This window comes from Shimazuella sp. NTD250, from assembly GCF_059510375.1.
Genome location: NZ_JCAJZS010000002.1, coordinates 405,830 through 431,039, shown reverse-complemented (window position 1 = coordinate 431,039; position 25,210 = coordinate 405,830). Strand labels below are relative to the sequence as shown.

The 25,210-nt window shown below is 38.4% G+C and carries 26 protein-coding genes; 15 read left to right on the top strand and 11 right to left on the bottom strand.

What is annotated here, in order from left to right; translation table 11 throughout:
- Nucleotides 1-187 precede the first annotated feature (187 nt).
- From rph to AC5WOF_RS07030, 3 genes are read left to right on the top strand one after another with little or no spacing between them, the layout of a single operon-like run.
- Complete coding sequence (gene rph / locus AC5WOF_RS07040) at nucleotides 188-934, top strand: ribonuclease PH (protein ID WP_496049233.1); 747 nt, start codon at nucleotides 188-190, stop codon at nucleotides 932-934.
- Nucleotides 927-1,553, top strand: coding sequence for an XTP/dITP diphosphatase (locus AC5WOF_RS07035; protein ID WP_496049442.1), 627 nt, complete (start codon nucleotides 927-929; stop codon nucleotides 1,551-1,553). Before rph ends, AC5WOF_RS07035 begins: the two co-directional genes overlap by 8 nt.
- A gap of 28 nt (nucleotides 1,554-1,581) precedes the next feature.
- On the top strand, nucleotides 1,582-2,085 hold the full coding sequence (locus tag AC5WOF_RS07030) for a metallophosphoesterase (RefSeq protein WP_496049232.1): 504 nt from the start codon (nucleotides 1,582-1,584) through the stop codon (nucleotides 2,083-2,085).
- Between the two features lie 495 nt (nucleotides 2,086-2,580).
- Here AC5WOF_RS07030 and AC5WOF_RS07025 read toward each other — a convergent pair whose 3' ends face one another.
- Nucleotides 2,581-4,431 carry a terpene cyclase/mutase family protein gene (locus AC5WOF_RS07025; protein WP_496049231.1) on the bottom strand — a complete coding sequence of 617 codons (1,851 nt, stop codon included), beginning with the start codon at nucleotides 4,429-4,431 and terminating at the stop codon, nucleotides 2,581-2,583.
- 173 nt (nucleotides 4,432-4,604) lie between these two features.
- Here AC5WOF_RS07025 and AC5WOF_RS07020 point away from each other — a divergent pair, with 173 nt between their 5' ends.
- Nucleotides 4,605-5,369: a cation efflux transmembrane domain-containing protein gene (locus AC5WOF_RS07020; RefSeq protein WP_496049230.1), complete on the top strand. Its 765-nt coding sequence runs from the start codon at nucleotides 4,605-4,607 to the stop codon at nucleotides 5,367-5,369.
- Nucleotides 5,370-5,484: 115 nt separating this feature from the next.
- Here the strand turns inward: AC5WOF_RS07020 and AC5WOF_RS07015 are convergent, their stop codons facing one another.
- Nucleotides 5,485-6,078, bottom strand: a complete 594-nt coding sequence (locus tag AC5WOF_RS07015) for a hypothetical protein (RefSeq protein WP_496049229.1) — start codon at nucleotides 6,076-6,078, stop codon at nucleotides 5,485-5,487.
- Between the two features lie 223 nt (nucleotides 6,079-6,301).
- Here AC5WOF_RS07015 and AC5WOF_RS07010 point away from each other — a divergent pair, with 223 nt between their 5' ends.
- The 4 genes from AC5WOF_RS07010 to AC5WOF_RS06995 all read left to right on the top strand — a co-directional run bounded on the left by AC5WOF_RS07010 (nucleotide 6,302) and on the right by AC5WOF_RS06995 (nucleotide 7,609).
- Nucleotides 6,302-6,541: a hypothetical protein gene (locus AC5WOF_RS07010; protein WP_496049228.1), complete on the top strand. Its 240-nt coding sequence runs from the start codon at nucleotides 6,302-6,304 to the stop codon at nucleotides 6,539-6,541.
- Nucleotides 6,542-6,626: 85 nt separating this feature from the next.
- Complete coding sequence (locus tag AC5WOF_RS07005; RefSeq protein ID WP_496049227.1) at nucleotides 6,627-7,079, top strand: Hsp20/alpha crystallin family protein; 453 nt, start codon at nucleotides 6,627-6,629, stop codon at nucleotides 7,077-7,079.
- A 27-nt stretch (nucleotides 7,080-7,106) separates the two neighbouring features.
- Nucleotides 7,107-7,349 (top strand): hypothetical protein, encoded by a 243-nt coding sequence (locus AC5WOF_RS07000; protein WP_496049226.1) that lies wholly within the window; start codon nucleotides 7,107-7,109, stop codon nucleotides 7,347-7,349.
- 32 nt (nucleotides 7,350-7,381) lie between these two features.
- Entirely contained in the window at nucleotides 7,382-7,609 is a 228-nt protein-coding gene (locus tag AC5WOF_RS06995; RefSeq protein WP_496049225.1) for a hypothetical protein, read from the top strand.
- On the opposite strand, the gene AC5WOF_RS06990 is transcribed toward AC5WOF_RS06995, so the two are convergent.
- From AC5WOF_RS06990 to AC5WOF_RS06950, 9 genes are all read right to left on the bottom strand, one after another.
- Nucleotides 7,610-7,879 (bottom strand): hypothetical protein, encoded by a 270-nt coding sequence (locus tag AC5WOF_RS06990; protein ID WP_496049224.1) that lies wholly within the window; start codon nucleotides 7,877-7,879, stop codon nucleotides 7,610-7,612.
- A 7-nt stretch (nucleotides 7,880-7,886) separates the two neighbouring features.
- Nucleotides 7,887-8,270, bottom strand: a complete 384-nt coding sequence (locus tag AC5WOF_RS06985; RefSeq protein ID WP_496049223.1) for a hypothetical protein — start codon at nucleotides 8,268-8,270, stop codon at nucleotides 7,887-7,889.
- A gap of 4 nt (nucleotides 8,271-8,274) precedes the next feature.
- Nucleotides 8,275-8,493: a hypothetical protein gene (locus AC5WOF_RS06980; protein WP_496049222.1), complete on the bottom strand. Its 219-nt coding sequence runs from the start codon at nucleotides 8,491-8,493 to the stop codon at nucleotides 8,275-8,277.
- A gap of 98 nt (nucleotides 8,494-8,591) precedes the next feature.
- A complete protein-coding gene (locus AC5WOF_RS06975; protein ID WP_496049221.1) occupies nucleotides 8,592-9,764 on the bottom strand; it encodes a Ger(x)C family spore germination protein in 1,173 nt (390 codons plus the stop codon).
- A 37-nt stretch (nucleotides 9,765-9,801) separates the two neighbouring features.
- Nucleotides 9,802-10,974, bottom strand: coding sequence for a Ger(x)C family spore germination protein (locus tag AC5WOF_RS06970; protein ID WP_496049220.1), 1,173 nt, complete (start codon nucleotides 10,972-10,974; stop codon nucleotides 9,802-9,804).
- A gap of 51 nt (nucleotides 10,975-11,025) precedes the next feature.
- Nucleotides 11,026-12,186: a Ger(x)C family spore germination protein gene (locus tag AC5WOF_RS06965; protein WP_496049219.1), complete on the bottom strand. Its 1,161-nt coding sequence runs from the start codon at nucleotides 12,184-12,186 to the stop codon at nucleotides 11,026-11,028.
- Nucleotides 12,170-13,276 (bottom strand): GerAB/ArcD/ProY family transporter, encoded by a 1,107-nt coding sequence (locus AC5WOF_RS06960; RefSeq protein WP_496049218.1) that lies wholly within the window; start codon nucleotides 13,274-13,276, stop codon nucleotides 12,170-12,172. Before AC5WOF_RS06960 ends, AC5WOF_RS06965 begins: the two co-directional genes overlap by 17 nt.
- A gap of 20 nt (nucleotides 13,277-13,296) precedes the next feature.
- Nucleotides 13,297-14,865 (bottom strand): spore germination protein, encoded by a 1,569-nt coding sequence (locus tag AC5WOF_RS06955; protein ID WP_496049217.1) that lies wholly within the window; start codon nucleotides 14,863-14,865, stop codon nucleotides 13,297-13,299.
- Nucleotides 14,866-14,898: 33 nt separating this feature from the next.
- The gene (locus tag AC5WOF_RS06950) at nucleotides 14,899-15,036 is read right to left on the bottom strand and encodes a hypothetical protein (RefSeq protein ID WP_496049216.1); all 138 of its coding nucleotides are present in this window, start codon (nucleotides 15,034-15,036) and stop codon (nucleotides 14,899-14,901) included.
- Between the two features lie 540 nt (nucleotides 15,037-15,576).
- Between AC5WOF_RS06950 and tig the strand changes: the two genes are divergently transcribed.
- The 7 genes from tig to yihA all read left to right on the top strand — a co-directional run bounded on the left by tig (nucleotide 15,577) and on the right by yihA (nucleotide 25,179).
- Nucleotides 15,577-16,869 carry a trigger factor gene (tig, locus tag AC5WOF_RS06945; protein ID WP_496049215.1) on the top strand — a complete coding sequence of 431 codons (1,293 nt, stop codon included), beginning with the start codon at nucleotides 15,577-15,579 and terminating at the stop codon, nucleotides 16,867-16,869.
- 106 nt (nucleotides 16,870-16,975) lie between these two features.
- Complete coding sequence (gene clpP / locus AC5WOF_RS06940; RefSeq protein ID WP_496049441.1) at nucleotides 16,976-17,542, top strand: ATP-dependent Clp endopeptidase proteolytic subunit ClpP; 567 nt, start codon at nucleotides 16,976-16,978, stop codon at nucleotides 17,540-17,542.
- Nucleotides 17,543-17,564: 22 nt separating this feature from the next.
- On the top strand, nucleotides 17,565-18,830 hold the full coding sequence (gene clpX / locus AC5WOF_RS06935) for an ATP-dependent protease ATP-binding subunit ClpX (protein ID WP_496049214.1): 1,266 nt from the start codon (nucleotides 17,565-17,567) through the stop codon (nucleotides 18,828-18,830).
- 433 nt (nucleotides 18,831-19,263) lie between these two features.
- Complete coding sequence (locus AC5WOF_RS06930) at nucleotides 19,264-20,400, top strand: lipid II:glycine glycyltransferase FemX (RefSeq protein ID WP_496049213.1); 1,137 nt, start codon at nucleotides 19,264-19,266, stop codon at nucleotides 20,398-20,400.
- A gap of 96 nt (nucleotides 20,401-20,496) precedes the next feature.
- Nucleotides 20,497-22,212, top strand: coding sequence for an ATP-dependent protease LonB (gene lonB, locus AC5WOF_RS06925; protein ID WP_496049440.1), 1,716 nt, complete (start codon nucleotides 20,497-20,499; stop codon nucleotides 22,210-22,212).
- A 44-nt stretch (nucleotides 22,213-22,256) separates the two neighbouring features.
- Nucleotides 22,257-24,599 carry an endopeptidase La gene (lon, locus tag AC5WOF_RS06920; RefSeq protein WP_496049212.1) on the top strand — a complete coding sequence of 781 codons (2,343 nt, stop codon included), beginning with the start codon at nucleotides 22,257-22,259 and terminating at the stop codon, nucleotides 24,597-24,599.
- On the top strand, nucleotides 24,580-25,179 hold the full coding sequence (gene yihA / locus AC5WOF_RS06915; RefSeq protein WP_496049211.1) for a ribosome biogenesis GTP-binding protein YihA/YsxC: 600 nt from the start codon (nucleotides 24,580-24,582) through the stop codon (nucleotides 25,177-25,179). Before lon ends, yihA begins: the two co-directional genes overlap by 20 nt.
- Nucleotides 25,180-25,210 lie beyond the last annotated feature (31 nt).

The following is a 25,210-nucleotide window of genomic DNA, read 5'->3' as shown; positions in this document are numbered from 1 at the left end:
CGATTCACCTCATCAACATAGAGGTGGGTGTACTCTAGTGCAAAGAGGTACAGACTAAGAAGTAGAGGTTTATAAACAAGCCTCTACTTTTTTTGGGATCACTTCAAATGTATAATTGATAGGTCAATTCTAATTTTTGAAGTTTGATATGGTATACTGAGTTATCTAGAAATTGGGGGGAAAGACCTTGCGAACGGACGGAAGAAACTATGACCAATTACGTAGAGTTGAGATTGTTCGAGATTATATAAAACCAGCTGAGGGCTCCGTCCTTATTTCAATAGGGGATACACGAGTTATTTGTACGGCAACCATTGAGGAAAAAGTTCCTCCTTTTCTTCGTAATTCTGGCAAGGGATGGATCACTGCTGAATATTCCATGTTACCTAGAGCAACTGGAGTGAGAACGATCCGTGAATCGAGCAAAGGAAAAGTAACAGGCAGAACGATGGAAATCCAAAGGCTCATTGGTAGAGCTCTACGTTCCGTTGTTGATCTTAAGGCTTTAGGAGAAAGAACCATCTGGATTGACTGTGACGTAATTCAAGCAGATGGTGGTACGAGAACTACATCTATTACTGGTGCGTTTGTTGCGATGGTAGATGCTTTGATTCCGCTCTATCAAAAACAGGTTTTTAAACGTTTCCCAGTAAAAGATTTTCTTGCTGCTACAAGTGTCGGAGTAGTAGGAGATAAAATATGTTTAGATCTCTGTTATGTGGAAGATTCTACAGCTGTAGTAGATATGAATGTGATTATGACTGGAAAAGGTAGATATGTGGAGATCCAAGGTACAGGAGAAGAAAATCCATTTAGCCCAGAACAGTTACAAGAAATGCTTACATTAGCCAAAAAGGGCACAGGTGAATTGACTGTTATCCAAAAACAGCTTTTAGGGAATCATGGAGAATTTATCGGTGGGAAAAATGGATAAACGAAAATGGCCGTTTTCATCCATTATTATTGCTACAGCAAACAAACATAAACAAAAACAATTTGTGGATCTATTTGCACCATTAGGATTAAAGGTGAAAGGATTAAACGATTTACAAGATGTCCCTGAAATCGTAGAAGACCAGCCTACTTTTGAAGGGAATGCCGCTAAGAAAGCAGAAATTATTTCCAAGTGGTTGGATGGTCCAGTTATTTCGGATGATTCAGGTGTTGTTGTTCCAGACCTGGACGGGGAACCCGGCGTTTATTCCGCTCGGTATGCAGGGGAAAATGCGACAGACGAAGCAAATAATCAAAAACTTTTAAGTGAAATCCAAAGAAGAGATATAAATAAACCCCATGCTTTTTATGTATGTGTAATGGCTGTAGCTATTCCCAATCACCCAACACAGTTATTTCGTGGCGAATGTCATGGAAACATCATTACAACTCCTCAAGGTGAAAATGGTTTTGGCTATGATCCAATTTTTTATTTACCAGAAGAGAAGAGAACGATGGGACAATTATCAAGTGAACGGAAATATATGATAAGTCATCGGGCCAGAGCTACTGCAAAGTTGGTAGAATGGCTTCAAAAAACATATTTATTTTTGACTTAGGGCAATGCGTGAGAAAGGTGTGGAATGGATGAAGGTACTTGTAACAAGTGATTCGCATGGAAAAGCAACGTTGCTCGCACATATTGTGAAACGAGTTCAAGCAGATTACGTGATTCACTGTGGTGATTTTTGCACGGAAAAGAAGCAGCTACCTTCCGTTTCAATGACAGTGGTGAGAGGGAACTGTGATTTTGAAGAAGTTCCTAATGAGGAAGCAGTGACTCTAGCAGGTTATCATTTCTTTGTCACACACGGTCATCGCCACCAAGTCAAATCCGGTCTCTTACCCCTTTCGTTACTTGCGCAGGAAAGAAGAGCAGACATCATATGTTTTGGTCATTCTCATTTTCCGTTATGTGAACAAGAAGGAAATACTTTATTTATCAATCCTGGTAGTATCATCAGCCCGCGGGGATATAGTGTGCCGACCTATGCGATTGTTAACTTGGCTGAAGATCGACATGTTCAAGTAAGTTATTTTCAACCGAATGGAAGAGAAGTCCAAAATCTTGGCGGTTCGTTCGTCTTATAGTGCGAACCGTCATTTTTTTGTTGACAAATAAGATAATATGATTTATCATGATTCATGTTATGTCTCCGTAGCTCAGCTGGATAGAGCAACAGCCTTCAATTAGGAGCCTCTATAAGAAAACAAAAACTTGTAGAGTGGATGACACTATATCGGTGAAACCTTAACAGATAATGCTGATGGCAATACCGAGGAAACTTACGATCTCTGTGATGCTGTAAGAGATTAAGGAGTTTTGAAGGCTCAAGTATTCTACTTGAGGGTAAAAGCTCCAAAGGATAATCAACTGTTAAATGTTAAATTTGCGGCTGATTATCGTGAGGTTCCGTAGAGACTATACGTGTCACACCTGAAATGGTGAAGATATAGTCCAGACCACAAACAATGGATTGGTGACGAAAGTCATAGTGGTATGCTAAGCTGTGGGTCGGGGGTTCGAATCCCTCTGGGGACGCCAAATTGGTTTGAAAAAACCCAACACGTAAAAGTGTTGGGTTTTTATGAATTGTATTTTCTATAGTAGTGGCTCAAGGTAATCAGCGGCCAAACATAAGGATAACTGTGGTAATACACATAAAATTGACCTGCTAAACCACTGCCAGCGGGGTACTTCCAAGCGCTTCCTCTGTCTTCCACTAGTTGCAGTAAACAATCGATACCAGCGTGGATTTCATTTGTAGGCTCATCATGGAAAGCGATCAAAGCATCTAATGCCCAAGCTGTTTGGACAGGAGTGGAGAAAGGCAGTTGCACATATTTATTCTGCTGATCACTATAACAAGATTCCCCCCACCCGCCATCCGTATGTTGTATAGATAACAGCCATTTCAATCCTTTCTGGACGGTCCAATCATCTCTTGGTACCTGAATAGCAGCTAATCCCGTCAATGCTGCCCAAGTTCCATAAATATAGGCAACTCCCCATCTGCCAAACCATGAGCCATCCTTTTTCTGGTTTTTTTCCAGCCATCTACGGGCTTTATTTACTGCAACGGCTTGACTTGCATGTGTAGTGTAATTTCCTAAAAACTCCAATGTTCTGCCTGTGAGATCAGCCATAGAAGGATCTCCCCAAATCTTGCTGCCTAGATCAGGTAAAAAGGTTTGCCAAGCTTTTCCTGTATCTTTTTCAAATGCCGGCCATCCACCATCCCTATTTTGCATAGACAGAAGCCATGTGACACCGCGGTTCCAAGCTCTTTGGGTGGATTTATTTCGATATGAGTATGTGAGTACACGCAGTGCAACTGTAGTATCATCCACATCTGGGTTTATCGTATTACAATCAGAAAACCCCCAACCACCAGGTTTTACTCCTCGATTATGTACAGCCCAATCCCCTTGGCGAGTATGTTGCCTTGATAAAATGTAGTTTCGTCCTTTTTTTATGGTTGAATGCTCAGAGCCAATTCCAGCTTCTATTAATGCATGAAGGACCAATCCCGTATCCCAGACATTTGCATTTGCTTCTTGTATATGTACTTCGGAGTTTACTGGACATATATAATGGTTTACTAACCCGTTATATGCCTTCTCAATAGTAGGATGATTTTTTGGGTATCCGAGAGCGAGCAGAGCAAAGATGAGCAAAAATGTAGTACTCATATAGTTATATAACGTACCATCAGGTTCAATTCGATCCAATAAAAATTTTTCTCCATACTCTGTTGCGTAGTGATGAATATTTTCTCTTAATTTATCATGGGGAAGAAATGGAGCAATCTTTTTTTTCAATAGGTTGGAAAACCTTCTATGCGAATGCGTTTGTGGCATCCATTTGTTTACTTGATCATATTTAGGCAGATGGATTACCCATTGTCGATCATGAATGATCATGATTGGTGCTAAATGAGTGCGGGCATATCCGACAAAATCAAAAAAATGGACTGGTCCCCATTTAGGAAGCAGGAAAAATTCTACTGGTAACTTAGATAGATGACTCCAAGGGTAATGACCAAAAATTGCTAGGACTGTTCGTGTTAGAGGATTTGCTTGGTCAAAATGATCTTTTTCCTCTAAAAATTTTATTGCCTTATTAAGGAGAGTCAGATCGTGAAATTTATTGCTATATAAAAGAGCTAAGCAAGCTTCGACTGTTGCAGAAGGATTGCCATATTTTTCATCAGGGAAGGTAGTCCATGTACCATTTGAGGTTTGCTTAAATAATATTCGATCTACTAACATTTGCTCTAATGTATCGTTCGTTTTATCTAGAGCTTTTAGGAGTAAGAGCATATAAGCATCCGACATTATACCGCTTTCAAAACAAAACTCCCATTTTCCACTTGGTTGTTGTTTTTGTATTAATTCTTGTGAAAGACAATCCATCATCGTTTTGATCCGTTCCATATAAAAACTCCTTTAGTTTTTATAAGGAGTATTCGTAAAAGCAGAAGAACATGATTGAAAGAACAATCTTAACTTCTCATCTCTAATCGATAAACGTTATCATTCCAATTTACAAATGGAAAACATTTAGATAAAATGATATAGACTTTCTCGCACCTACAATGGAGGAAATCGTGGAACAAACTTCTGATGACAGGAAGCCTACAGAGATCCAGCAGGCACTCAGTAGAAGCAGGACAATGAAGTGGGTACTATTCCTTGTCCTGTTTGGTTCAGGGGCCGAGATGCTGATCGGTTGGACTCACGGTTCCCATAGCCTCATGTCTGATGCCATCCATCTGATTACTGACTCACTGGGTAATCTGATCGTACTGGCTGCATGTATGCTCAGTGCTGTTTATATCTGGGTATTGCACGATTTGGAGAAGGTAGATCTGCTTGAGGAAGATAGAGAGAGTAAGAACAAGAGTTGGGCCTATCGACTCTCAAAGGGACTGGTACACAAGTACTTGGATCGCATCAATCCTGCCTATCTGAAGATGTGGGCAGATTTTCTTAACGGTGCGATTATGATTGTGGTGGGAGTTGGAGTGCTTCTTACAACAATCCAGCGGGCATCGCATCCCTATGAAGTAGAGGCAAATGGATTCACGAAGTTCACCGCATGTACCTCTCTTTTTGTTTTTGGACTGTGTGCCTTTCTGATGGAGAGATCAGACGCAAAAGATGATCTTCGTAGTGTGATTGCGCATGTCAGGGCTGATTTGCTCGGTTCTCTCTGCAATGTCATCAGTATTAGCATCGTAGCTGCTAAGGGACAAGCGTATTGGCTCTCTGATGCGGTTGCGTCTGTGATGATCGCCATGATCATGATTAAGATCGGCTATTCCATCGTAAAACCGATGAAGCTATCTCTGCGACTGACGGAAAAGCGGTGATGTCTGACAGGTAGGAAAGACGAGAAATGCGGATATCTTAGAGAAAAAGGCGATATCAAACGATTCCCCACTAGCAGAAAATGCTGGTGGGGAATCTGACTATAAATGTAAGATTTTAATTACCAGATGTAATAGAGGAAACTTGGTCATTCCAGTTTGTTCCGTCAGGCATATTGTAATCAGTTAAATTTTGGAACCAGTAATTACTGCCATTATTGACTAATGTTAAATAGTAGCCTTCGTAATGCCAGTGTTGATAAAACGTTACACGAGAATAAGGATATATATGTGTGGAGGAGATGCGATCATTCCAAGTATCTCCTACATAGTAGTAACTGCTTCCAACTGAGAGAGTAATGTATGATCCGAGTCCTCTGCTGTCAAAGGAAGCATTTTCATAAAAATAGTTCGTTCCAGCAGCGTTTTGTTGCTTTAGGTATTGCTTTTGAAAAGCTTTATATTTTTCAACTGTGGAAAAACCAAAAACATGGTGTCCATTTACTGCATTGCGAAATAGAATAATAGCTGCAATTTTTTTGTGTGATTGGGGTGAATATGTTTTTCCATCAACAGTATCGACTTTCAAGTTTTTATTTACATTTGAAACAGGACTAGCCATGGCTTGAGTAGTGATCATGCCAAAGCTAAGAGAAAGGATGAAAGCAAAAATAATCATTGGACTTAAAACAGATAGAAACTTTCTTGTCATTCAAATCCCCCTAAATAGTGAATAGTAACAACATTTCATTATATAAAGATAAATTTGTAATTATTCGTTTTTTATATTTGAAACTAAAAATAAAATTGTAAACTCATATTGTTCATACTACAAGTTGTGGAATGAACATTACTTTGTCGTCTGAATATATGTATAGTTAAATACCCCAGTGTAGCTTGATAACTTGGCGGTTTTTAAGGAGATGTGGAAAAGGATGGTACATAATACAGTTGGTTTAGTCAATGTTCGCAATAGCAACTACTTATCTTCTGTATTTCTTGGAGATTCGACTTCATCCGGATGGACGGTCAATCAAAAAGAAATGCCAGGAACCGCAACCCTCAGAGGTAACGGTAATGTAGTATCTACAAACTTTAATCTTCAGACCGATATAGATGGATTAGATACACCTTGGACTATTCCTGTAGTAAGAAGTGGTTTTGGAGATGGATAAGAGAGAGTTCCAAGCGGTTGATGAACCAAATGATTTGTCAAAGAATAGAGTAGCATAGACATATATCTATGGGGAGTTGGATGAGATGCAGGAGAAAAATTTTGGGTCATTCAATAATTGGGATGAATTTATAAAATCATTTCAACAATCAGCATCAAATCCGAATAGTACATTTGAAATGGACTTTTCTAAAGTTGAGGATTTTATTAGTAATTCGATGAATGATATGTTTAAATCCAATACATCTATGGGGAAATTTACTGGTACATCTTCCAAACAGGAAGTTTTTGAGACACATGATTACATGATCGCAAAAATACCTATTCCTGAAAACGTCAATCCCAGAGATGTGAGTGTATTTTTAGATACAAATATATTGATGGTATCTGGACTTGGAAAGGACATGGAAAAGATCACCTTACCGATGAATGGAAGCTTCACAGGGTGTCAAGGATATGTCAAGAATGGGGTCATGGAGATAAGAGTTCCTAAAAACGAAAAAAAGAACTTTCGGGAAATTGTGATCAAATATCTTTGACCTTGTTTCATTGGAGGATGATAGCTCGTGCCTGTTCTAAATAATGTAGGATTTGTAAATGTAACAAATGCAAATACACTTTCATCCATTTTTTTAGGGAATACAACAGCTTCCGGTTGGAGTGCCAATCAGAAAAAAATGCCAGGAGTTGCTTTGATAAATGGTAACTGCAACCTAGTAGTTGGTAATTCTACTGTACAGTTTGATAATGATGGATTAGACACACCATGGAACAGCCCTTCAAATAGACAAGGAGTTCTATTAGGTTAAAACAGGAAGTCGGATAAAAAAGGAAGAAGATCATGTCGGAACAAAAATCGATGAACCAAATAACAGTAAATATTCATGGAATTGCTGTTAATGTTATGGATAATACTTCGGGGATTTTTGTGGGAGAAACAACAGCATCGGGATGGTCTTCTAAATATAAATCAAGTACTTTTTTTCGGATAGGTGGAAATTATAATTTCGTTTGCGGAAATAGTAATATTGGTTTTGATAATGATTTAATTGATACATATATCAGCTAGTCAACTTCGTTGCTTATTCACTAAATTTTCCACCCATTCAGGTATTGCCTCTGCTAAACTTGGTGAATCTAAGGTATCAGGGTCATGCAGCATGGAGCGAGTTCCTTCAAATTTGTTGTTGTCTCCACCAACCGTTCCAAACCCTTGGTTGTGTTTTTTATGGCTCTCAAAATGACTGGGTGTGTTGTTTCCTAAATTGATACAAGAAGCTCCTTCCACGCTTCCTACCCGAATGTTTCCGATAATAAAGTTGTTCGTTATATTTGTCATTTGGTTGTCACCACTCATTTTTTCTGTCCATATTTAATCGGAAGCCGGAAGCGGTTTTGCTAAATTTATGAATATTGGCTTTTTTGTCTGATGAAGCAGGGGTTTTTTTTGTTTTTATTGCACGATTGCTCTTATTTCTAACTTCTTTTACCCCAAAATTATTGCCTAAATTTAAAGATCCACTGATTTCCTCTACATCCAGTGAATCCATTCGAAAAATTAAATTTTCCAGCTTAGGATTATCAATCGTAAGATGCTCAATATGAATGGGTGGTGTCTGGTTATTTTTTAAACTGATTTCGAGAGTGTTTTCCAATTTTTTGAGTTGTTCCGTCAGTTTTTTGAGATCCTCCTGAACGTCCTTTTTACCTCTCCACCATGAGAATAACATTTCATTATTCCTTTTTTTTCGTATTTAAGAAGTCGAAAACATCTGGATCTTCTAAAATAGTGATGGAATGCGATAATTGATTACCATCACCCAATATAGTTCCAAATCCTTCGTTTCGTTTTGATTGATGTTTCCAATAGTGCATCGTATTTTCGCCAGAGAAAATGCCAGAGGAATTAGCTATTTCTCCCACATCTAATTTTTGTAAAGAGATATTATTCACATTAGCCCTCCTGCCGATGAGAACTTTTACCCGATTCTTTGATATTACTTACCATATGAAATAAATGTCTGGCTTATTCCAAGGTTCAATTGACTTCTTTACTTGGAAACCTCTTTTTTTCCTTTATCCATGTAATCACGTATGGTAACATTCACATGATAATGAATAGGGGCTTTGCTAAAGTGTTTATCCCAATTTTTCTCCATTTGTTTCCATTCTTTTGGATAATGGATACGCATTTGATCACCAAATCCAGCAACATCGATTTGGTATGTTTTTTGTAGTTTGGTCAGTGTTTGTTTCATTTGTCGTTGTATTTCTTCTGTGGTAGCGATTTCTGCTCGTTTGATGAATTTATTGGAAAAAGCATTACCTGCAAGAACCCAATCTTCATTCAATCGACCAACAGACTCAATGTTTACATCAAATGAAACATGATCCCCTTTTACATGGGGAATAATTTTACTTTTTACAGATGATGTATCATATAGAATAAGCCCATGTGTTTTTGAATCTCTTCCTTTCACCGCGCCACCTTTTATTTTGCCTGTAATCCAGTTTAAACCTTCTACCTCTTCTTCATTTAGAACTCCAACTAGCTTTTTGGTGTCTCCTTTTATAAGAGCACCACCATTAAACTTTATTTCTTTATTTTCAGCACGTACGGTTTGAATTACAAAACTTGTATTGGATTCTAAAAGACTCTGTATCTTACCATGTGTGATAGTAGGGAGTAATCGAGCAGTTTTATAATTATTTTCACTGATTCCCACGAGTTCAAAAGAAGGAATATCCGCTGCTATTTTTAACGTGTCCGCTGCTGAACCTTGAGAGACTAACATAATACAACTATCTCTTACTTCATATGTACGGGTATGAAAACTGAGCAAAAGAAGTAAATTCATGTCACGAAGTAATTCTTCACTCATAATGGTTACTTTTAGATGTGCTCCGATTCCAGGATGCTCTGATTCATGAGCAAACTGACGTATTATTTCTAATTTGGAGTCTCCTGTACCTGATTCGTTTTGATATTTTTTTTGTTGTGGACTATTTTGATCAGATTGAGAGCTTGGTACATGTGAGATTGTTTGCAGTGTTAATTTTACACGGTTTTTCTGACGTTGTTTTTCATCGGAAGTGTTAGAAGGAGCTTTATCAAATGCCGATCCAACGATAAAACTGATTTCTTCAATATCTTGACTATCCCAGCAAGCGGATGAAAACAGGAAAATGCAAAAGATAAGAGCAATTTTTCGCAATCGGAACATTTGTTTCACCTCCTTGTCACCGCTAATTTGCTATCTGTTATTTTGAGATTTCTTTTCTTCCTTTCACCATATAGTCACGTATTGTAATATTAATGTGAAAAGTAACCGGGACATGGCTGAATCGTTTATCCCAATCTTTCTTCATGCGTTTCCATTCTTTTGGATAATGAATATGAAGCTGCTCATTAAAACCAGCGACGTCAATTTGATACTTTCGTAGTTTGTTTAAAGATTGGTATATTTGTCTTTGTACTTCTTTTTTTGTTGCTATTTCTGCTCGGGTGATAAATTTATTGCTATAAGCATTACCGGCTAATATCCAGTCTTCATTTAAACGACCAATAGATTCAATGTTTACCTCAAAGGAAATATGATCCCCATTAAGGTGGGGGATAATTTTACTTTTAACGGATGATATTTCATACATAATCAACCCACCTGTTTTTGGATCTCTTCCTTTTACAATTCCTCCTTTTGCTCTACCCATTAACCAGTTTAGCCCTTCAATTTCTTCTTCATTTAAGAATCCAATTAGTCTATTTGTGCCTCCTTTTATAAGGGCTGCTTTGTTAAAATTAATTTTCCCTTTTTTGGTTTGAACACCTTGGACAATAAAGTCTTTATGAGCAGACATGGTGCTAATTGCTTTTCCGATTGACAGTGACGGCAGCAGTTTAGCAGTTTTGTATTGATGTCTGTCTATGTCAATAAGGGTAAAGGCAGGAACATCTGTATGAATATTTAATGTATCGGCTGCTGAACCTTCGGAGACCAGTAATATGCAACTGTCTCTTATTTCATAGGTTCGTGAATGCTGTTCGAGGACTTCTTCCAAATTCATCGTTTTTGCCAGTGCTTCGCCAATCACGATAACTTTTAAATGTTGTCCATAGGAGGGGTGTTCATTTTCTTGGGAAAATGATTGTACGATTTCAATTAACGAGTCGCCGACACCAGATATATTTATATATTTTTGTGGACCTTGATTTGGTTGATTCGATCCGGTGGGAGGTTGTTTAGTAAAAACGGATTGGGTTGTCAATTTGATCGCATTTTTTGGGTGTTTTTTTCCATTAGAAGTAGAGGGAGAGGCTGTATCAAGTGCCGTGCCGACGTGAATATTTAATTGCTCAATATCATGACTATCCCAGCATCCACTTAAAAATAAACAAAAACAGATAGTGATGATGAAATAACGAAATCGGTACATGTTTTTCTCTCCTTTCTACTTCCAATTACCCTTCCTATATTTCTATGCGATTTAATCCGATATTTCTTTTTTTCCTTTTACCATATAATCACGTATCGTAATGGAAACATGGGATTTGATTGGTACTTGACTAAACCGTTTGTCCCAATCTTTCTCTAAGTGCATCCATTCTTTTGGATATTGAATGCGTATTTGCTCATTAAAACCACCTACATCAATTTGATATTTTTTTTGTATCTTGTCTAAAGATTGATGAACAACGTGCTCTACCTCTTTTTTAATAGCCGCTTCTGCGCGCTCTATGAATTTATTGGAAAAGGCATTTCCTGCATGAATCTGATCTTCATTTAAGCGACCTTCAGATTCAATATTTACATCAAATGAGATATTTTCTCCGTCTAGGTGCGGTACGATTTGGCTTTTAACGGTTGATACTTCATAAGAGATAAGCCCATTTGTTTTTGGATCTCTTCCTTTTATGATTCCGCCTTTTAATTTGTTTGTGACAAAATTTAATCCTACAATCTCATCTTCATTGAGGAATCCTATTAATCTATTGGTATTCCCTTTGATAATCGCACCGCTATTAAATTTGATTTTTCCTTTCTTCGCGCTGGCTCCTTGTATAATAAAATTATTGTGATTTGCCATCTTGCTTGTGACTTTACCAAGTGTCATCTCAGGTAACATTTTGGATGATCGATATCGGTTTTTCTCAATGCCAATTAAAGTGAAAGCTGGGACATTTGTGGCTAATTTCAATGTATTAGCAGCGGAGCCTTTGGCGACTAGCAAAATGCAGCTGTCTCTAACTTCAAATGTACGGTCAAAAAGGCTTAGTAAGATTTGTAAGTTTTTATCTTTCATAAGTTTCTCCCCGATGACAAGTACTTTTAAATGTGCCCCATAGGGAGGAGTGTCTTTCTTTAGTGAAATCTCACGAAAGATTTCCAGCAGGGAATCTCCTGAGCCTGTTATGTTTTCATATTTTTGTTGCTGTGCACCTTTGTCCGATGGAGTAATATTTTGCAGCGTCATTTTGATCATATTTTGTTTATGATATCCTTGTTCCTGATGAGATTGAGGAGTACTCGTTTTGTCAAGTGCGGCGCCAACCTCCATTGCTAACTCTTCAATATCTTTACTATCCCAGCATCCTGAAACGATATAGATCGAACAGCAAATGAGGAATATTTTAAGAAGCTGGAACATGTTTTTTTCCTCTTACCATCGCAATAATGAGCATGACAGCAGGAACAACAATGATGAAACCAACACCCACATAACCGAGCAAGTCGCCAAGATGAAAAAAATCATTGATGTTTTTAGGAGAAAGTGCGATCACATACATAAATGGTGCTAAACAAAAAATACATGTTCTTAACTCTTGTTTGAATATCTGCGAGAATCCAAGGGCAGATACATACAAACAGGTTACAAAAGTGGTGAAAATTTGCAAAGTCCAAATTGCCAGCATAAAGGTTTCAAACCGTTCAAATAGGATTCCAGTATATTCAAACTGGCGAAATAAACTTAGTACAGGCCATGTTTTGGTCTGTACCCCTGCGGTACCTAGCGAGCCTAAGGTGAAAATGGTAGTCATAATATAAAAGAACAATGGAGTAGCAATACCAATGGTAGCTGCTTTGATACCTTTCTGTGGTTCTTTCATAAAAGAAATGACGACCAGCATCGTTTCTGGCCCTGTCAAAGCTAGAGCCGTCGGTTTCATTCCTTTGATTACTGGCAAAATCCCTTGACCCAAAACGGGTCGTAAGTTATTTAGTTCAAATGTCTTTAAACTTAATAGAATAACGATGACAAAGATAAGGATAGAAGGGGTAAACAATACTTCAAATAAACGAACAAGCGGATTGATACCACCTACGGTTAAATAAACGCCTAAACAAATAAAAGGTATAATAGTTGCCATGAATGGGGTACGAGGTAATAAGTACAAATGTGTCACTTCTGCCATTCCTCGGATTTCGAATGAACCTAGTAATACAAAATAAGCTATTAAGCTTAAACTCAGTAAAATGCCGAACCACTTTCCAACGATTTTTGGGCTGTACTGATAAAATGATTCATGAGGGAATCGCTGGCAAAGTTTTACTAATACAATAGCAAATAGATTAATAACCAATCCGGAAAGGAGGATAGAAATCCAGCCGTCAGGAGATTGTGTTGTCGCAGTTACTCCCCTTGGTAAGGTGAGGATCCCTAAAGCCGTCATATGAGTGGATACATAGATAGCCAATTGAGTAGTGGTTATTCGATCTGTTTGGTTCTGGTTCATCATGGATTGTCCCCCCTGTCTATTCAACTTCCACCTTTTTGACGCTTATCATCTAAGGTGTGCATCATTTGGGGCCTTTTTTTCATTGTTACTAATGGTAATCGAAACAGAAAATCTTTCCAATCATTCAAACGGTAAGGAGCAGCCGGGGAAATATAAGGGACTCCAAAGCTCTTTAATTTGCACATATGAATAGCGAGTAACAGAAAAAAGAGAATAACCCCATAAAGTCCCCAGATACCAGCACAAAACATCGCCCCGAAACGCAACATCCGGAGGGAAATACCAGCTCCATATTGAGGGATGGCAAAAGAGGAGATGGCAGTTATCGCAACGATAATGACCATAATTGGACTGACAATGCCAGCGTTTACTGCTGCTTCGCCTACAACCAATCCACCTACTAGCCCTACGGTTTGTCCAACAGGTCGCGGTAATCGCAATCCTGCTTCCCGTAAGACTTCAATAGCGGTCTCCATAAGTAATGCTTCTATAAGAGAAGGAAAAGGCACACCTTCACGTGTTGCAGCGATAGAGATTGCTAATTTTGTAGGAATGAGTCCTTGATGGAAAGAAATAAAAGAAATATAAATAGATGGAAGAAACACGGTGACAAATGCAGCTAAATAACGAAGGATACGGATAAGGGAACCAGGAATCCAACGCTCATAATAATCTTCTGGAGATTGTAACAGCATGGAAAAAGTAACCGGAATAATCAATGCAAACGGAGTTCCATCTAATAGAATGGCGACTCTTCCTTCTGTTAATGCTGCGATAACTCGATCTGGACGTTCTGTATTTTGAACTTGTGGAAAAATAGAGAAATGATCATCTTCGATAAATTGCTCAACATACCCAGACTCTAAGGCAATATCGAGATTAAATTTTTCTAATCTTTTTTTGGCGATAGTCAGTAAATCGGGATTGGTGATTCCCTCCATATAAACAAGCAACAATTTTTTTTTCGATCGCTGTCCCATTTCATATTCCAGCATGGTGAGAGCAGGGTCCGGCAATCCCCGTCGCAGTAATGCTCGATTATCTGCTATGTTCTCATTAAAGCCTTCTCTTGGTCCCCTTACTAATGCTTCTGTAATTGGTTCTTCAATGGGACGTGATTTATAAGCAATAGTTCCTAAAAGAAAAATTGTATTGATGCTGTTTATTAATAAGGCGGTAGAGCCACTAAGAATCGAAGTGATGACGTTATCGAAGCAGTTTTCTTCTTTTACCTCACTTAGAGAGATAACATTATTATTTATCCACTTTTTTAAATGATCGTGGTCATCAAGCTGTTCTTCTGAATAAATGGTAGATAAATCATAAATCATGGATTTTAAAATTTGATCTTGGATCAAGTCTTTATCTACTAAACCGTCAACATAGACAATAGCTGCTTGTAATTTTGTCGTACCGAGTTGAAACGAACGAAAGATTACATCTGTATTATGGCCAATGCTTTGTTTTATTTGTTCTATATTTGCTTGGATATCCTCAGATACGTGGTGAGATTTCACTTGTTGCGGTTTCTCTTCGGTCCTGTTGGTGTCTTTGTCTTTATTTCTAGAACTTTTTTGCCGGTCTTTCATCGTAATCCCCCTTTCGTTTCAAAAAGTAAACATTTATTCCGAAGTAGAATTCTTCAAACTAGCATGCAACCAATCGTATAACTTTTGTATTCCTACTGGGATGATAAAAGTAACCAAAGCACCAACCCAAATATTCCACTTGAGTAGATTTGAAAAAAAACTCTCAAACATGTTTTTTTGCACCTTTTTCTTTCTTTGTAAGATATATATAATATTTTTTATCTTGCGCTAGTAATGAATGCTTTATGTAAAAAGGATAAAAAATTCTAAGAAGACTAGGGAAAACCATAGCATAAGGTGATCATTTATCTGAATAGTATGTTTCCCCTAAAAGAGCAGGGAATCTGAGTTCATCAATGAGTTAAATTTTTCCAAAAATGGACTTTGGAAGGAAAGTTAAGCTCGGGTACAACATAGCCTGTAGTGAATACAATGGGGTTAAGGCAAAATTTATGTTACGAGTTATGCTGGATACGAAGGTTTTTTTGCTGCTTTTATCGGCATAAACGAAATAATAGGAGGCAGAAAATTGTTCCATCTTCTCACTTTCCTATATTTGTTGTAAAATAAACGTTATCTGGCCATATACATACTGCTAAAAAATACCCATTGAGGTTAATTTATTGCGCTTACCCATGAACGTGTTTATAATGGAATGGTTGTAAGTGCTGATACGGCAAAGATTTTATGGACTTGTAGGAGGTTCTTTCGATGACAGCTAGTTTTGTAAAGAGTGATAATAACCAAGTGGTTTTAACGGTAGAAGCACCAGAAGAAAAGGTGTCTCAAGCCCTAGACCAAGCATTTAAGAAAGTTGTAAAGAAAGTAAATGTACCAGGATTTCGTAAAGGAAAAATCCCACGTCAAATATTCGAAAAACGATTTGGTATAGAGTCTTTGTATCAAGATGCATTGGATATACTTTTGCCTGAGGCATACGAAGATGCGATTAAAGAAACCGGGATTGAACCCGTTGATCGTCCAGAAGTAGATGTGGAACAATTGGAAAAAGGAAAATCCCTTATTTTCACAGCGACTGTTACAGTTAAACCAGAAGTAAAATTAGGGGAATATAAAGGGATTGAAATTGAAGAGAAAGATTTCTCCGTGACAAAAGAAGCAGTGAACGAAGAACTGGAAAAAATGCAAAAGCAACAAGGAACATTGGAGCCTGTTGAATCCGGGGCAGTAGAAAATGGCGATACTGTTGTCATCGATTTCGAAGGATTTGTTGATGGAGTTGCTTTTGAAGGTGGTAAAGGGGAGAATTATTCTCTAGAAATTGGTTCTAATACTTTTATTCCTGGCTTCGAAGAGCAACTCATCGATCTGGAGCTCGGAGAAGAAAAAGACGTAGATGTTACTTTCCCAGAAGATTATCGTGCGACAGACCTTGCTGGAAAAGTTGCTACTTTCCGAGTGAAACTGCATGAAATTAAGCGTTTAAATCTTCCAGTACTAGATGATGAGTTTGCTCAAGATGTTAGCGAAAAAGAAACATTAGCAGAACTAAAACAAGATTTGGAGCATAAACTAGAAGAGCGACTCAATAAAGAAGAAGAAGAGTACATTCGCAATCAAGTGGTGGAAGTTGCTTCAAACAATGCAGAGATAGATATTCCAGAAGCGATGATTGATCATGAAGTAGAGCACATGTATGGTCACTTTGTACAAAATCTAGGATACCAAGGTCTAAACATCGAATTGTATACGCAGCTTACTGGTCAATCCGAAAGTGACATTAAGGCTCAAATGAATGAAGATGCGAGCAAAAAAGTACGTGCTGATCTCGTAATTGAAGCTATTTCTCATGCAGAAAACGTAGAAGTATCCGAAGAAGAAGTAGAGGAAGAAATCGTCCAAACCGCTAAAGAAATGAATCGTGATGTGGAAGAGGTAAAAGATATTATCAATAAACAAGGTAATATTGAATCATTACGTGAATCTCTAAAGCGTAAGAAAACTATCGATCTACTTGTATTGAACCGTAAAAATACGGCATAATGGAATAAGGAGATTGTTCATTTCAAGGCACGGTTCTCACGTGCCTTGTTCTGTAGCATTGTCGCATTTCTTAAAAATGAGGTGTTAACCTGTGCCTTTGGTTCCAATGGTAGTGGAGCAATCTAACCGTGGCGAACGAGCTTACGACATTTATTCCCGTTTGCTTAAAGATAGGATTATTTTTATCGGTAGTCCGATTGATGACAACATAGCAAACCTAATAGTCGCGCAACTCCTGTTTTTAGCAGCAGAAGATCCAGAAAAAGATATCCACATGTACATAAACTCTCCAGGGGGAAGCGTAACAGCAGGGATGGCTATTTTTGATACGATGCAGTTTATTGCACCGGCAGTATCCACTATGTGTATTGGTCTTGCAGCAAGTATGGGAGCATTTTTGCTTGCAGCGGGCGAAAAAGGAAAGCGATTTGCATTGCCAAACAGTGAAATTATGATTCACCAACCACTTGGTGGCGCAAGAGGACAGGCATCAGATATTAAAATTCATGCAGATTGGATTCTTCGTACGAAAGACCAATTAAATCGTATTCTCTCGGAGCGCACAGGACAATCATTAGAACAGATTGCCAAGGATACGGATCGAGACAATTTTATGAGTGCAGAAGAAGCAAAAAAATATGGACTAGTAGATGACGTACTAGTACGTATCTAACATCGAAAGGGGTGAACCGATCTTGTTCAAATTTAATGAAGAAAAAGGTCAATTAAAGTGCTCTTTCTGTGGAAAGTCCCAAGATCAAGTGCGAAAATTAGTAGCTGGACCTGGTGTCTATATTTGTGATGAATGTATCGAGCTTTGTAATGAGATTGTGGAAGAGGAACTAGGTAGTGAAGAAGAATTAGATCTTAAAAATTTACCTAAACCTCAAGAAATCAGAGATATTCTAGATCAGTATGTCATTGGTCAAGAATTAGCGAAAAAGTCGCTCTCTGTAGCTGTATACAACCATTACAAGCGAGTAAACTCTACATCAAAAACAGATGATGTGGAACTATCCAAAAGTAATATTTTATTACTTGGACCAACAGGTAGCGGGAAGACCTTGCTAGCGCAGACCATGGCTCGAATTTTGAATGTGCCATTTGCCATAGCAGATGCCACTTCTCTTACTGAAGCAGGGTATGTAGGAGAAGACGTAGAGAATATTTTGTTAAAATTAATCCAAGCTGCTGATTTCGATGTGGAAAAAGCAGAACGTGGAATCATTTACATTGATGAAATCGATAAAGTTGCTCGTAAATCGGAAAATCCTTCTATTACTCGGGATGTTTCCGGTGAAGGGGTACAACAGGCACTTCTAAAAATTTTAGAAGGAACCGTTGCAAGTGTTCCACCTCAAGGTGGTCGTAAGCATCCACACCAAGAATTTATCCAAATTGACACCAGTAATATTTTGTTTATCTGTGGTGGTGCATTTGATGGATTGGAAACATTGATCAAACGCCGCATTGGTAAAAAAGTTATTGGTTTTGGATCAGATATGCAAAATGCGAGCCTAAAACCTGGAGAATACCTCAAATTGGTTCTTCCAGAAGATCTTTTAAAGTTTGGGTTAATTCCAGAGTTTGTAGGCCGACTGCCAGTTGTGTCTACTTTGGAACCCTTGGATGAACATGCGCTCATTCAAATTTTGACAGAACCGAAAAATGCTTTGGTCAAACAGTACAGTAAATTGTTAGAGATGGACAGCGTAGAACTTCATTTTGAAGGGGAAGCTCTAGAAGCTATTGCTGCGGAGGCAATTAAACGAAAAACGGGTGCTCGTGGATTACGTGCGATTATCGAATCCATTATGCTTGATGTCATGTTTGATTTGCCATCGCGTGACGACGTGACCAAGTGCTCCATCACAAAAGAATCTGTTATAAACAAAGAAGCACCAAAATTAACTACCCGAGAAGGAAGAGTTGTTAATAAAAAGAAAGAAGAGTCCGCTTAAATTGTTTCTGAGTGATCCTATTTAAGGATCGCTTTTTTTTCGTTCCTATGGTCAGATTTTTTTGACATTATTTCCGCAGGGGATTAAAATGAATCACTAATAGAGGCGATAATGATCAAACTAAAAATAGCTAAATAATGTAAATTTGATCATATTTTAGTGAATATTGGATCATATTAGAAATTATGAAAATATTATAATATCATTCATTTTGTATAGGAAAAGAAAGAATATTCGTCTATTTGTAGCTGGATTTGTATGTTGTGTGTAGGGTGCTGTTCATTTTTTGTGTCCAATTTGTGTATGATGTGCTAAAATGAAATAGCTATTTACAGACAAGTACAAATAGCAGTTCTACCTAATAATCGGGTGAACTGTTTTTTAATGGTATTAGGGGATAGAAGCAACTGCATCAGAGAAAGGCGTGAAATCGTTGTTAAAATTAGTGGTGGTAGACCGAAACAGTTATATGAATTTCGTAGAAAATCACCCATTGCGAAACTTTTTACAGTATCCTTCATGGTCTGATTTAAAATCAGAGTGGAGTTGGTCAAGTGAGTTTTTAGGTTGGATGACCAAGGACGGAAAAATGGTTGGTGGAACGAATGTACTATATCGCAAAGTGCCTGGGTTAAATAAATTTTTAGCGTACATACCACGTGGTCCTTTGATTGACTGGTTTTCAACTGAATATAGTTTGAAAGATTGGTTTCACATCTTGTTCCGTCATTTGAAACAACGAAATGTTTTTAGTGTGAAAATTGACCCGCCTCTTGTTAGAAAAAAATGGTCCAGTGATAGTATTACTAATGGAATGCTTCAATTTCAAACGCATGGTTTAAAAAATAAAAAGATAACCGATTTGCCTCCCACTCAGGTTTTTCGTGAGGTTGAGTTTATTCAACAAGAATTAAATGAGATGGGTTGGCGCCAGAAGATCGCTCAAGATAGTTTTGATACCGTACAACCTAACTTTGTTTATCGTTTGGATTTAGCAAACAAAGGACTAGATCAAATATTTGCATCATTTCACCCCATTTGGCAGAAGAAAATTAACCAAGCAGAATGGGAAGGTGTGGAGGTAAGTGTGGGGAATTTGCAGGATATTCGCGAATTTCATGCTCTTCTGGCACAAGAAGCAAAACATGATCAAAAAGAATCCCGAGATATCGAATATTTCCAAAAAATGGTAGATAAATTATCAAAAGAAGACCCTACTCGAATTCGTATTTATTATGCTCGACAAAATGATCAGTTACTAAGTGCATCTTTGGCGATCCGTGTGAGTGGACAAGTTTGGGATCTGTATAGCGCTCATCTTAGGAAGACAGATCATGCTGCGAGCTATTTGCTCCGCTGGAAAATGATTCAAGATGCACATTCCAAGGGAGATCATACTTTTGACTTTCGAGGAGTCAGTATCTGGCTTGATGAAAAACACCACGAATTTGAACTGCTCAAGTTCAGAGTAGGATTTAATGGTGATGTCTGTGAATTAATTGGAGAGTGGGACTATCCTGTTATTCCAATGTTGCACTGGGCGTTTGATATGTATATGAAAAAACGGTAATCCATAGCAAAGAATCATTTATCTTAAGGAAATATTCTTTCCCTTTTCGGTGATACTAAAGGAAGAGAAGGACTTTAGGGGGAAAGGATGTCCTATATGAATTGGACTACCATTGTGATGGTTTTACAAGTATTCTTTTCAATTGTAATTGGGTTGTATTTCTTCAATCTCTTAAAAACACAGCAATCAAGCAAAAGTGCAGTTGATAAAGAATCCAAAAAAGAAATTGAAAAATGGACGAAAATGCGGAACATCTCGCTTACGGAACCACTCGCAGAGAGGACTAGGCCTGTAGGTTTAACCGATATTGTCGGACAAGAAGAAGGGCTTCGAGCATTAAAAGCGGCTCTTTGCGGACCTAATCCACAACATGTTATTATTTATGGACCACCTGGGGTCGGAAAAACTGCTGCAGCTCGTGTGATTTTAGAAGAAGCGAAGAAAAATGACCATTCGCCTTTTAACGAGAGTTCAAAATTCGTGGAACTAGATGCTACCACTGCTAGATTTGATGAACGTGGGATAGCAGACCCGTTGATTGGTTCTGTGCATGATCCTATTTATCAAGGTGCAGGAGCAATGGGAATGGCTGGAATCCCGCAACCAAAGCCAGGTGCAGTTACAAAAGCACATGGTGGTATTTTATTTATCGATGAAATTGGCGAACTGCACTCCATTCAGATGAATAAGCTTTTAAAAGTATTAGAGGATCGCAAGGTGTTTTTGGAAAGCGCTTATTATAGCCGTGAAGATAAGAACACTCCTCATCACATTCATGATATCTTTCAAAATGGTTTACCAGCTGATTTTCGTCTTATTGGCGCTACTACACGAGTACCAGATGAGATACCAGCTGCAATTCGTTCGAGATGTATGGAAATTTATTTTCGTCCATTATTAGCTAGTGAAATTCGAAAAATAGCTGAACAGGCATTAGAACGCATCTCGTTTGCTTATGATCCTGATGCAATACGAGTTTTAGAGAGATACGCTAGTAGTGGACGTGATGCTGTAAATATGGTGCAAACTGCTGTAGGATTAGCGATGACAGATGGACGGAAACGGATCGAAACATCTGATCTTGAATGGGTAGTGCATGTTAGTCAATTAAGTCCGCGACCAGATTTAAAAATGCCAGCCAAAGCTCACATTGGACTTGCCACTGGGCTAGGTGTGTTTGGTCATCATACTGGTATGATTCTGGAGGTGGAAGTGACAGCCACCAGAGCTAAAAGTGGTACTGGATCGCTCCAAATAACCGGGGTAGTAGATGAGGAAGAGCTCGGAGGCAATAGGAGAACATTGCGGCGAAAAAGTATGGCACGTGGTTCCATTGAAAATGTACTTACTGTACTCCGGAGAACAGATATTAACCCAGAATCATACCATCTGCATGTTAATTTTCCCGGGGGTATACCACTTGATGGTCCTTCGGCAGGTATTACAATAGCTACTGCTATTTACTCTGCTGTACAAGGAATTCCGATTGATAATGATTTAGCGATGACAGGTGAACTGAGTATTCATGGAAATGTGAAACCAGTAGGTGGTGTCATTGCCAAGGTAGATGCTGCAAGGCAAGCAGGCGCAAAGCGTGTTTTTATTCCAAGTGATAATATGCAATCACTTTTTGAAGAACTAGATGATGTCAAAGTAATTCCTGTCAAAACTTTGGAACAAGTGATTGAGCTTGCTTTTTCATCCCCGCAAAAAGAGGTCGAAGATATTACCACTTTAGGGAATGCTTGGGCAGCAGATAGTATTATTCCTTCTATGGAATCTACCTTTGATTGGACAAACAAAAACGAATAAGATAAAATTCTTCAAGATAAAGCTGGCAGCATGGAGGTGCAGAAATGGCTCAACAAGAACAAGAAAAAACCTATCCACTTCTCCCATTACGTGGACTATTGGTTTTTCCCAGTATGGTACTCCACCTAGATGTAGGTAGAGAAAAGTCAATAAGCGCGCTGGACCAAGCAATGGTTGAGGAGAACCACATCTTGTTAGTAACTCAGCAAGATGCTCAGATAGAAGAGCCAGCTCAAGATGATTTGTTTGCTGTCGGAACGATTGCAAAAGTAAGGCAAATGTTAAAATTGCCTAATGGTACGGTTCGAGTGTTGGTAGAAGGTATAACCCGTGCTTCTATCCAATCACTAACCAATAACGAATCCTATCACGAAGCGAATGTGGTAGAAATCTCCGATGATGTTGAAGTTGATCAAGATATGGAAGCATTAATGCGTTCTGTACTCGATCATTTTGAACAGTATTTGCGTTATTCTAAAAAGTTATCTGCAGATACTTATCAGACTGTGGAAGACATAGAAGAACCAGGGAGATTAGCTGATACAATTGCATCCCACCTTCCACTCAAATTGACAGATAAGCAAGCGATTTTAGAATTACCAACCGTAAAAGAACGTTTGGAGAAGTTGCTTGGTCTTCTTCATAATGAGAAGGAAATTTTGCAACTAGAGCGTAAAATACATGCGCAAGTAAAGAAACAAATGGAACAAGCGCAAAAAGAATACTATCTTCGAGAACAGATGAAAGCCATCCAAAAGGAATTGGGTGATAGAGAAGGTCGTTCTGGTGAAGCAGAAGAACTTCGCGAACAATTATCCAAATTGATGGCACCAGATATTGTAAAAGAAAGAGTGTCCAAAGAAATTGATAGACTTGAGAAAACCCCCACAACTTCAGCTGAAGGGGGAGTAATTCGCAACTACATCGATTGGCTTTTGGATCTTCCTTGGGAATATCAAACAGAAGATCGACTAGATATCAATGAAGCAGAAAAAATACTAGATGAAGATCACTATGGTTTGGAAAAACCAAAAGAGCGAATTCTGGAATATTTGGCTGTTCAACAGATGGTGAAGAAGCTAAAAGGGCCTATTTTATGCCTGGTTGGTCCTCCTGGAGTAGGGAAAACCTCTTTAGCAAAATCAATAGCTCGATCCTTGAATCGTAAGTTTGTTCGTATTTCCCTTGGTGGTGTACATGATGAAGCGGAAATTCGCGGACATCGACGAACTTACATTGGTTCATTACCTGGACGTATTATCCAAGGAATGAAAACAGCAGGTTCTGCTAATCCAGTATTCTTACTAGATGAGATTGACAAAATGTCCAATGATTTTCGTGGAGACCCAGCTTCTGCATTGTTAGAAGTATTAGACCCAAATCAAAACTCTACTTATAGTGATCACTATATTGAAATTCCATATGATCTATCAAAAGTAATGTTTATTACTACTGCAAATACAATGTATAGTATCCCACGTCCTTTGTTGGATCGGATGGAAGTCATCAATCTTTCTGGTTATACGGAATTAGAAAAGGAACAAATTGCCAAAACCTATTTGATCCCAAAACAACTAGAAGAGCATGGATTAACAGAAGAAATGCTGACGATTGATCCGGAAACCCTTTTAGCTATTATTCGCTACTATACCCGTGAAGCAGGGGTTCGTAGTTTAGAGCGAGTTATTGGTACACTATGCCGAAAAGTAGCTAGAGATATTGTTTCAGGTAAAACGGATCAAATCGTGGTAGATGAAGAAAAATTACAAGATTTGCTTGGACCCCATAAATTCCGTTATGGTCGAAGAGAATCAAAAGATCAAGTTGGAATGGCTACAGGTTTAGCATGGACGGAAGTTGGTGGTGATACGCTGGCAATCGAAGTCACACTGCTTCCTGGTAAAGGTAAATTGACCTTGACTGGTCAACTTGGAGACGTGATGAAAGAATCGGCTCAAGCTGCATTTAGTTATATACGTTCACGTGCCAAAGAGTTGCAGATCCCTGAAAACTTTCATGAAGAAAACGATATCCATATCCACGTACCAGAAGGAGCAATCCCAAAGGATGGTCCATCTGCGGGGATTACGATGGCAACAGCTCTCGTTTCTGCACTTACTAATACTCCTGTATCTAGTAAAGTGGCGATGACAGGGGAAATAACACTTCGTGGACGTGTACTTCCAATTGGTGGTTTAAAAGAAAAATCTTTGGCCGCACACCGTGCAGGGATAGAGCATGTTATCTTCCCAGAAGAGAATCAAAAAGATTTAGTGGATATCCCAGAGAGTGTACAAAAAGATCTTGTCTTTACACCAGTGTCTCATTTAGATGAAGTATTACAGATTGCATTAATGAGGGAATACGATGAAAATCACACAGGTTGAATTTATGACCAGTGCAGTGCTACCGGAACAATATCCAACGGAGAATAGGCCAGAGATTGCACTCTCTGGCCGTTCCAATGTTGGTAAATCTTCTTTGATTAACTGCTTGGTCAATCGGAAAAATATTGCTCGAATTAGCTCCAGACCGGGGAAAACGCAAACGATTAATTTCTTTTTAATCAATGAAGAGATCGTTTTTGCAGATGTTCCTGGATATGGATTTGCGAAGGTGTCCAAAAAGGTTCGGGAGTCTTGGGGTAAAATGATGGAAACTTATTTTACCAATCGGGACAATCTTATGAGTGTTATCCAAATTGTTGATCTGCGTCACCCCCCGACAAAAGACGATCAGAGTATGTATCAATTTTTAAAACATTATCAAATCCCAGTGATTATTGCAGCTACAAAGGCAGATAAATTGCCGCGGAGTAAATGGCACAAACATCTAAAACAAGTAAAAGAAGTTTTGCAGATGGATTCATCCGATACTTTAATCCTATTTTCATCCGAGACAAAAATGGGTAGAGATGAACTATTGGCGGAAATAGAAAAGCGAATAGTTGGATCGATAGCAGAATAACATTAAATATTAGTAGGAGAAAGTTGGGGGA